This is a genomic window from Burkholderia sp. SCN-KJ (assembly GCF_024656005.1).
Classification (GTDB): Bacteria; Pseudomonadota; Gammaproteobacteria; order Burkholderiales; family Burkholderiaceae; genus Burkholderia.
The window spans coordinates 72,799-86,206 of record NZ_JANKOG010000027.1 but is presented as its reverse complement, the minus strand read 5'-3'; the positions used below and the strand labels follow the sequence as shown (position 1 = coordinate 86,206).

General features: G+C 65.8%; 11 protein-coding genes. 5 read left to right on the top strand and 6 right to left on the bottom strand.

The window, feature by feature from the left end:
• Both NQV17_RS31860 and NQV17_RS31855 read left to right on the top strand, forming a co-directional pair.
• Positions 1 to 202 (top strand): hypothetical protein (locus NQV17_RS31860; protein WP_257775312.1); only part of this gene is annotated, 202 nt, incomplete at its 5' end.
• Positions 203 to 486: 284 nt separating this feature from the next.
• Complete coding sequence (locus NQV17_RS31855) at positions 487 to 1,911, top strand: DHA2 family efflux MFS transporter permease subunit (protein WP_257775311.1); 1,425 nt, start codon at positions 487 to 489, stop codon at positions 1,909 to 1,911.
• Positions 1,912 to 2,166: 255 nt separating this feature from the next.
• Here NQV17_RS31855 and NQV17_RS31850 read toward each other — a convergent pair whose 3' ends face one another.
• From NQV17_RS31850 to NQV17_RS31840, 3 genes are all read right to left on the bottom strand, one after another.
• Positions 2,167 to 2,910 (bottom strand): 2OG-Fe(II) oxygenase, encoded by a 744-nt coding sequence (locus NQV17_RS31850; protein ID WP_257775310.1) that lies wholly within the window; start codon positions 2,908 to 2,910, stop codon positions 2,167 to 2,169.
• A gap of 283 nt (positions 2,911 to 3,193) precedes the next feature.
• Positions 3,194 to 4,786 carry an inorganic phosphate transporter gene (locus NQV17_RS31845; protein ID WP_257775309.1) on the bottom strand — a complete coding sequence of 531 codons (1,593 nt, stop codon included), beginning with the start codon at positions 4,784 to 4,786 and terminating at the stop codon, positions 3,194 to 3,196.
• A 220-nt stretch (positions 4,787 to 5,006) separates the two neighbouring features.
• Complete coding sequence (locus NQV17_RS31840; protein WP_059532643.1) at positions 5,007 to 5,915, bottom strand: LysR family transcriptional regulator; 909 nt, start codon at positions 5,913 to 5,915, stop codon at positions 5,007 to 5,009.
• Between the two features lie 127 nt (positions 5,916 to 6,042).
• Here NQV17_RS31840 and metE point away from each other — a divergent pair, with 127 nt between their 5' ends.
• A complete protein-coding gene (metE, locus tag NQV17_RS31835; protein WP_257775308.1) occupies positions 6,043 to 8,337 on the top strand; it encodes a 5-methyltetrahydropteroyltriglutamate--homocysteine S-methyltransferase in 2,295 nt (764 codons plus the stop codon).
• 172 nt (positions 8,338 to 8,509) lie between these two features.
• Here metE and NQV17_RS31830 read toward each other — a convergent pair whose 3' ends face one another.
• Both NQV17_RS31830 and speB read right to left on the bottom strand, forming a co-directional pair.
• Positions 8,510 to 9,835, bottom strand: a complete 1,326-nt coding sequence (locus NQV17_RS31830) for an MFS transporter (protein WP_044848791.1) — start codon at positions 9,833 to 9,835, stop codon at positions 8,510 to 8,512.
• A 53-nt stretch (positions 9,836 to 9,888) separates the two neighbouring features.
• Positions 9,889 to 10,845: an agmatinase gene (gene speB / locus NQV17_RS31825; protein ID WP_257775306.1), complete on the bottom strand. Its 957-nt coding sequence runs from the start codon at positions 10,843 to 10,845 to the stop codon at positions 9,889 to 9,891.
• Positions 10,846 to 10,995: 150 nt separating this feature from the next.
• Here speB and NQV17_RS31820 point away from each other — a divergent pair, with 150 nt between their 5' ends.
• Complete coding sequence (locus tag NQV17_RS31820) at positions 10,996 to 11,907, top strand: LysR family transcriptional regulator (RefSeq protein ID WP_124488693.1); 912 nt, start codon at positions 10,996 to 10,998, stop codon at positions 11,905 to 11,907.
• Between the two features lie 67 nt (positions 11,908 to 11,974).
• Here the strand turns inward: NQV17_RS31820 and NQV17_RS31815 are convergent, their stop codons facing one another.
• Positions 11,975 to 12,439, bottom strand: coding sequence for an Lrp/AsnC family transcriptional regulator (locus NQV17_RS31815; RefSeq protein ID WP_060328960.1), 465 nt, complete (start codon positions 12,437 to 12,439; stop codon positions 11,975 to 11,977).
• 134 nt (positions 12,440 to 12,573) lie between these two features.
• Here NQV17_RS31815 and NQV17_RS31810 point away from each other — a divergent pair, with 134 nt between their 5' ends.
• Positions 12,574 to 13,197 carry a LysE family translocator gene (locus NQV17_RS31810; protein ID WP_044848787.1) on the top strand — a complete coding sequence of 208 codons (624 nt, stop codon included), beginning with the start codon at positions 12,574 to 12,576 and terminating at the stop codon, positions 13,195 to 13,197.
• Positions 13,198 to 13,408: the final 211 nt, after the last annotated feature.

Here is a 13,408-nt window from a genome sequence, read left to right as displayed (position 1 = left end):
CGCAATGGCGAAGTGCAACGTGGCTGGAGCTGGGGCGCCGATGGCGTTAGTCCATGTACCCATCGTTCTCGAACGCCCCACCATTTTGCCCACCGAGATCTACGCGGTACATCCTTCTCCAGATCACACCAATCCGCCATCAGTCAGCAGCGGTCATGTCGCGGCACACGGCGATGACGTCATAATCGACGACGATGTGTGACGTTGATTCACAATTGTCGATAAATGCCGCCTTGCGGCGAAATCCCCCCGCTTGATCCACCCGTCCCTCGATGTGTCGCGTCGACCTGATCGTGCGCACCATTCGGCGCACGCAAGAACGATATCGTCATAAAAATCTATGCGCATAAAGTCCATTCGCGCGACGTGCCCGACAGAGCGGACAACCAATCCTTCAGGGTAATATCGCCACTCGTCCCGATTCCCAGCGTCGTCTGCACCTGCCGGGAACTCGGTATTCTTTGCATTGCGTCTCCTGTACCGTTCATGACTGACAGCCCTGCCCAAGGTGGTCGGACGACCGACTTCTTGCCGTACCTCGTCGCCGCAACGTTCTTCATGGAGTATCTCGACACGACCGTGATCGCGACCGCGTTGCCGCAGATGGCGCGCTCGTTCGGCGTCGGGCCGAACGCGTTGAGCCTCGGGATGACAGCCTACATGCTGGCGCTCGCGGTGTTCATCCCGATCAGCGGCTGGATCGCGGATCGCTATGGCTCGCGTACGGTGTTCGCAACGGCCATCTTCGTCTTTACCGGTGCGTCGGTGCTGTGCGGGCTGTCCGAGGGCGTGGTGACGTTCACGGCCGCGCGCCTGCTGCAGGGTGTCGGCGGGGCGATGATGGTGCCGGTCGGACGGATGATCGTCGTGCGCAGCACCGAGAAGGCCAGGCTGATGCGTGCGATCGCGACGATTACGTGGCCGGGCATCGTCGCGCCGGTCGTCGGGCCGCCGATCGGTGGCTTCATCACGACCTACGCGTCATGGCGATGGATCTTCCTGTTGAATGTCCCGTTCGGCATCGCTGCGCTCGTCTGTACCTGGCTGATCGTCCGGAACACACGGGCCGATGAGCAACGGCCGCTTGACTGGGTCGGGTTCGTGCTGGCCGGCGGAGCGTTGACCTGTCTGCTGATCGGTACCGAAGCGGCCGGCCAGCAGGACGTCGACTTCGCGCGCGCGGGCATTCTGGTGGGGGCGAGCGTGCTGTTCGGCATCGCCGCGTGGATGCACGCGCAACGCTGCGCCCACCCGCTGCTCGATTTCACGACGCTGAAGGTGCCGACGTTCTCGGTGACGGTGATCACCGGCTCGATCACGCGGATGGCGATCAACGCCGTGCCTTATCTGCTGCCGCTGCTGTTCCAGATCGGCTTCGGGCTGTCGCCGTTCCAGTCCGGCCTGCTGCTGCTCGCGAGCGCGCTCGGCAATCTCGGGATGAAGGCGGGAACGTCGTGGATCCTCGACCGCTTCGGTTTCCGGCGCGTTGCACTCGTCGACGTGACAATTGTCGGCATTTTCACGATCGCGTGCGGCTGGCTGACCGCGTCGACGCCGCTGGCGATCACGCTGTTCGTCGTATTCGTCTACGGGCTCACGCGGTCGATGCAGTTCACGACGCTCGCGACGCTGGCGTATGCGGATATACCGGCCCGGCAGACGAGCGCGGCCAGCACGCTGTGGAGCGCCGCGCAGCAGATGACGATCGGGATGGGGATCGCATTCGGTGCGTTGTCGCTGCGGCTCGCGGCGTTGGTACGTGGCGACGCGGCCGGCGTGCACTACGTACTCGACGATTTTCGCTGGGCGTTCGTTGCGGCGGGCGTGCTCGCGCTGCTGACGTTGCCGGGCTATGCGCGGCTGGCTTCCGATGCTGGCGACCGCCTGCGGGCAAATGTGGCCCGAGGGTAGGCCGGATCTCGCGTTGCCTTGGCGTCGCGACAGGTGAGGGCGGTGGCTTTTCGTCGCTCACCTGAAACATCGATCGTTCAAGGCGACGATGATCCGACGGGCGGCACAACCCGTTTTCCGTTACCGCGGGTGATGAGCGGACCGTACGGCGACGGCAGGGTGCAACGAGCCTCGAGCACCGACGTGCGGTGCCGGTTGCACGACCCCGTCCGCGGGCCGAATGGCGCGACAGCGTCATGTTCGTTCCGCGGGCCGTCACTGTGCGTCATGGAAGATGATGCCGACCGTGTGGCGGTGGCCGCTTCGAATTCTGCTCACACCATGGCGCAAGTTGACGCGGTAGACGCCGCGCGTTCCCTGCACGGGCCTGCCGTGCACGGCGAAGATCACCGCGTCGCCTTGCATGAGCGGCACCACTTCCGCGCGTGACTGCATGCGTGGCCGCTGTTCCGTCAGCACGAACTCGCCGCCCGTGAAATCCCGCCCAGGTGCCGACAACAGGATCGCGACCTGGAGCGGAAAGACATGCTCGCCATACAGGTCTTGATGGAGACAGTTGTAGTCGTCAGGCCCGTATTGCAGGATCAGCGGTGTCGGGCGCGTCTGTCCCGCCGCGTGGCAGCGATCGAGGAAGGTCCGGTGCTCTTTCGGATAGCGGACGTCGATCCCGAGTGCGTGGTTCCAGCGATTCGCGATCGGCGCGAGATGCGGATAGAGCGTCGCGCGCAGTTCGGCAACGACCGCGGGCAGCGGGTACGCGAAGTATTTGTATTCGCCGCGCCCGAACCCGTGCCGTGCCATCACGACGCGTGAACGGTAGAGCGCATCCCGCGCATAGAGCGAGGCGAGCGCGTCGCACTCGCTTGTGGAGATCAGGCCCGGTACCCGCGCACATCCGTAGCGATCGAGCTCGACATCGACGGTCGACCAGTCGATTGCGTCGACGCGTTGCGCGATGTCCGTCGAGTCGACGGCAGGTTGCAGATCGGCAATATTCACGGGCATCCCTCGGTTCGTCAGCAGTGTGGCGCCGTACGGTCGCGCGAAATACTCGCCAGCGTCGCGTGCACGGTTGAAGCCACGATGAAAGTTGATGAACCCAGTCTAGCGGCGTCAGCGTGCCGGCGCGCTCCAGATCTTGCGCTTCAATTCGGAAGGGGGAGGAACAGGTTGGGAACGCGGCACGGGCATATCGGATGCCGCGATGGAGAAGCAGAGAAGCGACTGCGGAACCTTCCACGGCAGGCGACCGGTTTTCACCGGCCACCCGCCGTTTCCCCGATCAAGCCACCGACCGGAACAACCAGTAGAGCCCGCCAGCTAGTGCGATCGACGCGGGCAGCGTCAGCACCCACGCGAGCACGAGGCTGCGCACCGTGCTCCACTGCAACCCGGATCCGTTCGCCGCCATCGTGCCCGCGACACCCGACGACAGCACGTGCGTCGTCGACACGGGCAGCCCGTACACGTCGGCGGCGCCGATCGTCAGCATCGCGACGAGTTCGGCCGACGCGCCCTGCCCATACGTCAAATGCTGCTTGCCGATTTTCTCGCCGACGGTCACGACGATCCGTTTCCAGCCGACCATCGTGCCGAGGCCCAGTGCGATCGCGACAGCCACCTTCACCCAGGTCGGAATGAACTTGGTCGCGTGGTCGAGTTGCTTGCGATAGTTGTCGATCGCGAGCTTGTCGTCGGCGGCGAGTGCGGGCTGCCCCGACTTCTCGATCAGGCGAATGGCTTCGGACACCAGATACATCGTGTTGCGCACGTTATCGACGTCGCGTTGCGGCACCGCCGCCATCGACCCCGACGCGCCGACCGCGTTCGCGAGCGACGCGGACAGCTGCTGCACGGCCGGCAGCACGGCGGGCGTCAGTTCACGATGCTGCACGTAGTGTTCGACGTCGGCACGCGGGTTCGCGGACGGCGCGACGCCGTTCGTGTACTTTCCGAACGTCGCGGCAGCCTGGTTCGCGACGGCGACGAAGGTCTGCGTTTCGGCCGGCGTGACGGCCTTGTTCAGCGCGTACGCGGTCGGCACCGTGCCGATCAGGATCAGCATGATGAGGCCCATCCCTTTCTGCCCGTCGTTCGACCCGTGCGCGAACGACACGCCCGTGCAGGTCAGGATCAGCAGGCAGCGAATCCAGAACGGCGGCGGCTGATCCTTCGGCGGCTCCTTGTACAACTCCGGAATCCGCACGAGCGCCTTCAGCACGAGCAGCAGCAGTGCCGCGCACAGGAAGCCGACGATCGGCGAGAACAGCAGCGACTTGCCGACGCCGAGCGCCTGGGCCCAGTCGACACCGCTCGTGCCCGACGGCCCGTGCATCAGCTGGTTCATCAGACCGACGCCGATGATCGACCCGATCAGCGTATGCGAGCTCGACGACGGCAAGCCGAAATACCAGGTCGCGAGGTTCCACACGATCGCGGCGATCAGCAGCGCGAACACCATCGCGAAGCCTGCGCCGCTGCCGACCTGCAGGATCAGCTCGACCGGCAGCAACTGCAGGATGCCGAACGCGACGGCGCCGCTCGAGACCATCACGCCGAGGAAGTTCCACATGCCGGACCAGATCACCGCGACGTTCGGCGTCAGCGAGTGCGTATAGATCACGGTGGCGACCGCGTTTGCAGTGTCGTGGAAGCCGTTGACGAATTCGAAGCCGAGCGCGATCAGCAGCGCGGCGCCGAGCATCAGGTACGGAAACAGCGAGCCTTCGCGGACCGGCGACAGGTCGGCGATCAGGTGCGTGGCGATATAGAGGGCGCCGAGCGCGAGCACCAGCAGAAAGACGGCATAGCCGACCTGCCTGGTGCGTTCGACGGAACCCGAATTGTTCGGTGCGGACGAAGCAGGTTGATTCATGACGGCATCTCGTAAGGGAACCGCGTCCGATCCTAGCTTTCGCTACCAGTCAGTTTGATGACAGTCGGGACGTCGAATCATCGTCTTACGGGTGTGTAAGGGGAGGGTGCCGTGACGTCGAATTGCGACATGTCGTGTCGGCTCGCGTCGTCATCCATTTCGTGAACAGGCCCGCGCACCGGCATGCGGGCCGCGGGAAGCGCGCACGGCGCGAGCGCCGCTAGCGCAGCATGCGCGGCGCGCTCCATGTCGATTCACGCGCCAGCGCGACGAATGCGGCCAGATAGTCGATCGACGCATCCGCCTCGCGGATGCCGAGGAAGATCTGTTTCGCGATTCCTTTCTTGCCGAGCTTGACCGGCACGACCGGCATCCGGTCCGCGTATTCATCTGCAAGCCATCTTGGCAGCGCGGCCACGCCGCGCCCGCTCGCCACCATCTGCAGCATGATGTCGGTCGTCTCGATCGACTTGTGACGCCGCGGCACGATGCCGGCCGGCGTCAGGAACTGGTTGTAGATGTCGAGCCGGTCGGTCTCGACCGGGTAGGTGATCAGGACCTCGTCGGTCAGCTGCTCGGGCGTCACGTAGTCGGCGTTCGCGAAACGGTGCGCGTCCGCGACCACCAGCACCTGTTCGTAATCGAACACGGGATCGAAGCGCAGGCCCGGCTTGTTCAGCGGGTCGGGCGTCACGAGCACGTCGATGTCATGGCCGAACAGCGCACCGATGCCGCCGAACTGGAAGCGCTGCTTCACGTCGACGTCGACGTCCGGCCAGCGCGACAGGTACGGCGACACGACCTTCAGCAGCCACTGATAGCACGGATGGCACTCCATCCCGATGCGCAGCGTGCCGCGCTCGCCCTTCGCGTACTGCTTCATGCGCTCCTCGGCGAGCTCGAACTGCGGCAGCAGCCGGTTCGCCAGCTTCAGCAGATACTGCCCGCCCTGCGTGAGCCGCAGGCCGCGTCCTTCCCGGTCCCAGATCGGCGTGCCGAGCTGCTGCTCGATTTTCCGGACGGTATGGCTGAGCGCCGATTGCGTGAGATGCAGCGCGTTGGCGGCCGCGGTCAACGAGCCCTGGCGCTCGACTTCGCGGATCACGACGAGATGGAATCGTTCCAGCATGGGTATCGCTCGCCCGACAGATATATGAACAAATTTAATGGATGAATGAAATAATGCCATTTTATTTCATGGGATGAAATCCCTATGATGGCTGCCGGATCGACTATTTCTTCAGGACGGCAGCTTCATGGTTACGACCCACAACCTCGGTTTTCCGCGCATCGGCGCGAAGCGCGAACTCAAGTTCGGTCTCGAACGCTACTGGAAGGGCGAGTTGTCGCGCGACGCGCTGAAGGCACTCGGCGCCGAACTCCGCCGGCGCCACTGGAACGACCAGCGCGACCTCGATCTCGTGCCGATCGGCGATTTCGCGTTCTACGACCACGTGCTCGACATGAGCTTCACGCTCGGCAACCTGCCGAAACGCGTGCAGGACTTCCATGGCGATGCGCTCGACAACTATTTCCGCGTCGCGCGCGGCCGCTCGGCGCAGTCGGCGGACGCACACGCGGCATGCTGCGGCGGAGTCGCGGCCGGTGAAATGACGAAGTGGTTCGACACGAACTATCACTACATCGTCCCGGAATTCCATGCGGATACGAACTTCTCGCTCGATCCGTCGCGCCTGCTCCAGCAACTGGCGGAAGCGCAGGCGCAGGGCGTCGCCGCGAAGCCGGTGATCCTCGGCCCCGTCACGTATTTGTGGCTCGGCAAGGCGAAGGACGATTCCGATCGTCTCGCGCTGCTGCCGAAGCTGCTGCCGGTATATGGCGCGCTGCTCGACACGCTGACCGCGCAAGGCGTCGAATGGGTGCAGATCGACGAGCCGATCCTCGTGACCGAGCTCGACGCCGCATGGCGCCAGGCGCTGCGCACGGCATACGACGCGCTCGAGACGCGCCGCATCAAGCTGCTGCTCGCGACGTATTTCGGCCAGCTTCAGGACAACCTGGCGCTCGCGGCTTCGCTGCCGGTCGACGGCCTGCATGTCGACGCGATCAACGCCCGCGACGAAATCGACGCACTCGTGCGCGAACTGCCGGCCGGGTGCGTGCTGTCGGTCGGCGCGATCAACGGACGCAACATCTGGAAGACGGACCTGAACGCGGCACTCGACTGGCTCGAGCCACTCGCGAAGCAACTGGGCGAGCGCCTGTGGCTCGCACCGTCGTGCTCGCTGCTGCACGTGCCGGTCGATCTCGCGAGCGAGCAGACGCTCGACGAGGAGATCCGCTCGTGGCTCGCATTCGCGCTGCAGAAGCTCGACGAACTGAAGGTGCTCGCGACCGCGCTGAACGAAGGCCGCGACGAGGTGGCCGACGCGCTCGCCGCGAACGCGGCAGCGATCGGCTCGCGCCGCCGCTCGCCGCGCGTGAACAACCCGGCGGTGAAGGCCGCGATCGCGCGCATCGACGCGCAGCTCGGCAACCGTGCGAGCCCGTACCCGCAGCGTGCGCCGAAGCAGTCGGCGCGCCTGAACCTGCCGGCCTTCCCGACGACGACGATCGGCTCGTTCCCGCAGACTGCCGAGATCCGCCAGGCGCGCAGCCGGTTCAAGGCCGGCGCGCTGGATGAAGCCGGCTACCGCGCGGCGATGCAGGCGGAAATCGCGCGCAGCGTGCGCGAACAGGAATCGCTCGAACTCGACGTGCTCGTGCACGGCGAAGCCGAACGCAACGACATGGTCGAATACTTCGGCGAGCAGCTCGACGGCTACGCATTCAGCCAGTTCGGCTGGGTGCAGTCGTACGGTTCGCGCTGCGTGAAGCCGCCGATCCTGTTCGGCGACATCAGCCGCCCGAAGGCGATGACGGTCGAATGGATCACGTACGCGCAGTCGCTGACGAACAAGCCGATGAAGGGCATGCTGACCGGGCCGGTGACGATCCTGAACTGGTCGTTCGTGCGCGACGACCAGCCGCGTTCGGTGTCGTGCCATCAGCTCGCGCTCGCGATCCGCGACGAAGTGCTGGATCTCGAGCAGGCCGGCGTGCGCGTGATCCAGATCGACGAGGCCGCGCTGCGCGAAGGGCTGCCGCTGCGTCGCGCGCAATGGGGCGCGTACCTGAAGTGGGCGGTCGAGTCGTTCCGCATCGCCGCGAACGGTGTGCGGGACGATACGCAGATTCATACGCACATGTGCTATTCGGAGTTCAACGACATCATCGCGTCGATCGCCGACATGGATGCGGACGTGATCACGATCGAGACGTCGCGCTCGGACATGGAACTGCTCGACGCGTTCGACAGCTTCAGGTATCCGAACGAGATCGGGCCGGGCGTGTACGACATCCATTCGCCGAACATCCCGACGCAGGATCACATCGTCGGCATGATGAAGAAGGCGGCGGAGCGGATTCCGGCGGAGCGCCTGTGGGTGAACCCGGACTGCGGGTTGAAGACGCGTCAGTGGGCGGAAGTGCTTCCGGCGCTGACGAACATGGTCGCTGCGGCGAAGACGCTGCGCAGCCAGGTGCAATGACGCGCGAACGCTGCGCGCCGGCCGTCCCGATCGACGATCGGGCGGCAAGCAAGCGGCTCGCATGTGCGGGCCGTTTGTCGCAATGAATGTTCGGGGCGAGGCGGGGTAGCGGCGTATCGCCCGACGCCCGATGCAAACGGGCAGCCGATGTCGCCTGCCCGTTTGCGTGAGGTTACGCGGTACGCGCACCGCGCGGCAGCGCTTCGTCCGCCCTGCCGGGCGCGCCGGCATCGTCGATGCTGACGCGGCGCGAGATCAGCCACACGCACACCGACGACAGCACGGCGGCGCTCGTGTACTGGATCGCGAGCGGCCACCATTGCGGCGCGGTGTTCTGCGCGATCAGCGTGGCGACGAGCGGCGTGAGACCGCCGGCGAGCGCGCCGCACACCTGGTACGCGATCGAGATCGCCGTATAGCGGATGCGCGCGATGAAGATGCCGCTGACGAAACCGGCGACCACCGAGTAGTAGCCCGATTCCGCGAGCGTCGCGAGGCCGACGCCGACCGTGATCGACAGCGGCGTGCCCAGGTGCACGAGCGGCAGCATCACGAACGGCACGATCGCGGCCCATGCGCCGGTGATCAGCAGCACGCGCGTCGTGCCGAAGCGCTGCGCGAGGAACGCGGCGGCGAGCTGCACGACGAACTGCAGCACCGCGACGATCGTCATGCAATGCAGCACCATCGACCGGTCGAGCGACAGGAACTGCGTTGCGTAGCTGATCATGAAGATGTTGCTGAAATACACGCCGGCGATGCCGTACACGTTCGCGCCGATCGCGAGCAGCAGCAGCGGCCAGTACTTGAGTGCTTCACGCAGCGGCTTTTGCGCGATGTTGCCGCTCTTCCTGACTTCCTCGAACTCGGGCGACTCGGATACGCTCGCGCGGATCACGAAGCCGACCGCCAGCAGCACGGCGCTCGCGAGGAACGGCACGCGCCAGCCCCAGCTCATCATGTCGTCCTTCGACAGCGTGCTGATCGCGCCGAACGCGAGCATCGACAGGATCAGGCCGCTCGCGCTGCCGAGCTGCGCGAACGACGCGAAGAACGTGCGCTTGCCTTCGGGCGCATGCTCGCCGGCGAGCAGCACCGCGCCGCCCCATTCGCCGCCGACCGCGATGCCTTGCAGCACGCGCATCAGTACCAGCAGGATCGGCGCGATCACACCGGCCTGCGCATGGGTCGGCAGCAGGCCGATCGCGACCGTCGACACGGCCATCAGCATCAGCGTCGCGAGCAGCGAGCGCTTGCGGCCGAAGCGGTCGCCGAGATAGCCGAACATCACGCCGCCGAGCGGCCGCGCGAAGAAGCCGACCGCGAACGAGCCGAACGACGCGAGCAGGCTGACGAAACGGCTTTCACCGGGGAAGAACAGCGGCCCGAACACGATGGCGGCGGCGGTCGCGTAGCTATAGAAGTCGTACCACTCGATCGTGGTGCCGACGAACGAAGCGAGCGCCGCCCGCTTCGGTTGCTTGACGGATGTCCCCATCTGTTATGTGCTCCTCTGGAATCCTCTGATTTGGAATAGGTCGGGTGCCGGGATCAGTCGCGATAGGCGACGCCGGGCAGCACGCACAGCAGCTCGTACGCGAGGTTCGCGCCGAGCAGGGCCGTGGTGCCGAACGGGTCGTACGGCGGCGCCACTTCGACGAGATCGCAGCCGACGATGTTCAGCCCCTTCGCGCCGCGGATGATCTCGAGCGCCTGCGGCACCGTGAGGCCCGCGATTTCCGGCGTGCCGGTGCCCGGCGCGTAGGCCGGGTCGATGCCGTCGATGTCGAAGCTGATGTAGACGGGCGTGTCGCCGATGCGCGCGCGCACTTCTTCCATCAGCGGCGCGAGCGACTTGTTCCAGCATTCCTCGGCCTGGACCACGCGGAAGCCCTGCTCGCGGCACCAGTCGAAATCCTCGGCGGCGTAGCCGGTGCCGCGCAGGCCGATCTGCGTGACCTTGTCGCCGTGCAGCAGGCCTTCCTCGACCGCGCGGCGGAACGGCGTGCCGTGCGCGATCTTTTCGCCCATCATCGTGTCGTTCACGTCGGCGTGTGCATCGACGTGGATCAATGCAACCTTGCCGTGCTTGCGGTGGATCGCGCGCAGGATCGGCAGCGCGATCGTATGGTCGCCGCCGAGCGTGATCGGCTTGCAGTCGTGCTCGAGAATCGCGTCGTACGCAGCCTCGATGCGCGCGATCGAATCGTGCAGGTTGTACGGGTTGATCGCGACGTCGCCGATATCGGCAACCTGCAGCGAATCGAAGGGCGCGGCGCGCGTGGCCATGTTGTACGGGCGCAGCAGCACGGATTCCGTGCGGATCTGGCGCGGGCCGAAACGCGCGCCGGTGCGGTTGGAGGTGCCGAGGTCGAACGGCACGCCGACGAAACAGGCGTCGAGGCCGGCTGCGCTCGCCACGTGCGGCAGGCGCATCATCGTCGCGATGCCGCCGCTGCGCGGCATTTCATTGCCGCCGAGCGGCTGGAAATGGGTGTGGTCGTTCATGGGCTCGTCTCTTCCGATGTGGGGTTGCCGTATCATTCGACGCGGCCTGGCACATAGTTTTACGCGTCCGGCCGGAAAGAAGAATGCGAAGATATCGACGTAAACATCGATTTTCATCGATGTATGGAAGGGGAACAAAAGGGGAATAGCGTGCTGGGGAATCTGTCGACCCTCGATCTGCGGTTGATCCGCGTGTTTCTCGCGGTCACGGACGCGGGCGGCGTGTCGGCCGCGCAGGCGATCCTTAACGTCGGCCAGTCGACGATCAGCGCGCAGCTGTCGTCGCTCGAGACACGGCTCGGCTACCGGCTCTGCGAGCGCGGCCGCAGCGGCTTCCGGCTCACGCCGAAAGGCGAGCGGTTCCACGCGATGAGCCGCAAGCTGCTCGCCGCGCTCGACGAATTCGGGATCGCGGCGCGGCACATGGACCGTCAGCTGGTCGGCACGTTGCACATCGGCCTGATCGGCCATACGCCGGTCAGCCAGAACGCACGGATCGCCGAGGCGATCGCCGCGTTCCGCACGCGCGACGAGGCCGTGCGCTTCTCGATCTCGGTGCGCGCGCCGGGCGATCTCGAGGAAAAGCTGCTGAGCAACGAGATCCAGATCGCGGTCGGCTATTTCTGGCACCGCGTGCCGTCGCTGCACTACACGCCGCTGTTCATCGAGCGGCAGGTCGCGTACTGCGGGCGCGGCCATCCGCTGTTCGAACGCGCCGGCGCGCTGACGCCGGCCGACGTCGCGGGATTCGAATGGGCGTGGCGCTCGTATCCGCTGCCGGAGGCGCAGATGTCGACGACGCCCGATCGCGTGACGGCGACCGCCGACAACATGGAGGCCGTCGCGCTGCTGATCCTGTCAGGCCATCATCTTGGCTACCTGCCGCAGCACTTTGCGGCGCCGTATGTCGCGCAGGGGCTGCTTGCGCCGCTCAATCCGGATCAGCTGCACTACGACGTCACGTTCCACATGGTCGTGGCGCGCGACGGGCGCGGCGATCCGCTCGTCGAAGCGTTTCTCGAGGATCTCGAGCGCGCGCATCAAACGCCCGACGTGGTGTGAGTGCGTGCGACGCCGGATGACGCCGGCAAGGTGAACGAATGTCACGCCGGAGCGGGTTACTGCCGCATCACGGCACCGGCAACCCCGCATCGTGCTTCACCTCCCGCAACGACAATGCCGATTCGATCGACGTGACGCCCGGCAGCATCCGCAGCGAGTCGCGCAGGAACGTACCGTAATCGTCGAGATCGCGCGCGACCACCTGCAGCAGGTAGTCGGCCGTGCCCGCGACGTTGTGGCAAGCGAGGATCCGCTCGATGCCGAGCACTTCCCGTTCGAACCGGTCGGCGACCTTGCGGTCGTGCGTCGCGAACCGCACGAGCACGAATGCGACGACGCCGAAGCCGAGCGCCTGGCGCGACAGCTGCGCGCGGTAGCGCTCGATGTAGCCGTCGCTTTCGAGACGCTTCAGGCGCCGTGCGCACGGCGTCTCGGACAGGCCGACGGAATCGGCGAGACGCGCGATCGGCAGGCGGCCGTCGCGCTGCACCGCGGCGAGGATCGCGCGATCGGTTTTGTCGAGTTCGGTCATGTTGGCGGAATCCTTGTCTGGATTCCGTGATTGTGGCGGATTCCGCCATGGAGCGCCAATTCCGAGCCAAAGATGGCCAATAATCGCTCTCCCTTCAGCGGCAACATATCGTCATTGAAGAACGGGGGCAGACCATGATTTCCACGCATTTGCTGTTGATTTATCTCGCCGCGCTGGCGGCCATCTACGCGGTGCCCGGGCCCGACATGGCGCTCGTGCTGCAGACCAGCATCGGCCGCGGCGTGCGTCCGGGCATGGCGGCGGCGGCCGGCCTGTCGCTGTCGCGCACCGCGCACGTGACGCTGTCCGCCTGCGGCGTCGCGGCGCTGATCCGCAGCGCCCCGTGGCTGTACGAAGTGATCCGCTACGGCGGCGCGCTTTATCTCGCTTACGTCGCGATCCAGGTGTTCCGCTCGCCGGTGTTCGCGCTCGGCGACGGCGATGCGGCGGCGCCGGGCGAACTGCGGCAGTCGTTCTTCAAGGGACTGCTGACGAACCTGCTGAATCCGAAGGCACTGCTGTTCTGCTCGGTGCTGCTGCCGCAGTTCGTGCGCCCCGAGGCGGGGCCCGTCGTGTGGCAGATGTTCGAGCTCGGCGCGCTGCTCGTCGCGGCCGGCGTGTGTTTCGACCTCGCATGCGTGTTCGGCGCGTCGCGCATCGCGGCGTGGATGCGCGCGCATCCGCTCGCGCAGACGGTCCAGCGCTGGACGTTTTCCGCGGCGCTGATCGGGTTCGCGTTGCGCCTGTCGATGGATTGAGCTGCTGCATTGCATCACGGCCGCGCGGTCGACTTGCCGCGCGGCCGCGACGCGCTGCCGAACGCTGGCCCGCGCGCCATGCCGGGCTTCGCGCGCATGCCTTGGGGCGGAAGGGCGTGCGCGTAAATCGTCTGACTGATCTAAACTCCCTCTAACTTCGCGCTTTCGCGAACCGACTGACCGAACGGAACCGACTTCCGCCGGCTATGTC

Bases quoted from the DNA above. Each gene is read 5' to 3' on its own strand.
- speB (WP_257775306.1), bottom strand. From the start codon at position 10,845: ATGAACGACCACACCCATTTCCAGCCGCTCGGCGGCAATGAAATGCCG.
- NQV17_RS31830 (WP_044848791.1), bottom strand. From the start codon at position 9,835: ATGGGGACATCCGTCAAGCAACCGAAGCGGGCGGCGCTCGCTTCGTTC.
- NQV17_RS31815 (WP_060328960.1), bottom strand. From the start codon at position 12,439: ATGACCGAACTCGACAAAACCGATCGCGCGATCCTCGCCGCGGTGCAG.
- NQV17_RS31810 (WP_044848787.1), top strand. From the start codon at position 12,574: ATGATTTCCACGCATTTGCTGTTGATTTATCTCGCCGCGCTGGCGGCC.
- NQV17_RS31855 (WP_257775311.1), top strand. From the start codon at position 487: ATGACTGACAGCCCTGCCCAAGGTGGTCGGACGACCGACTTCTTGCCG.
- NQV17_RS31845 (WP_257775309.1), bottom strand. From the start codon at position 4,786: ATGAATCAACCTGCTTCGTCCGCACCGAACAATTCGGGTTCCGTCGAA.
- NQV17_RS31840 (WP_059532643.1), bottom strand. From the start codon at position 5,915: ATGCTGGAACGATTCCATCTCGTCGTGATCCGCGAAGTCGAGCGCCAG.
- metE (WP_257775308.1), top strand. From the start codon at position 6,043: ATGGTTACGACCCACAACCTCGGTTTTCCGCGCATCGGCGCGAAGCGC.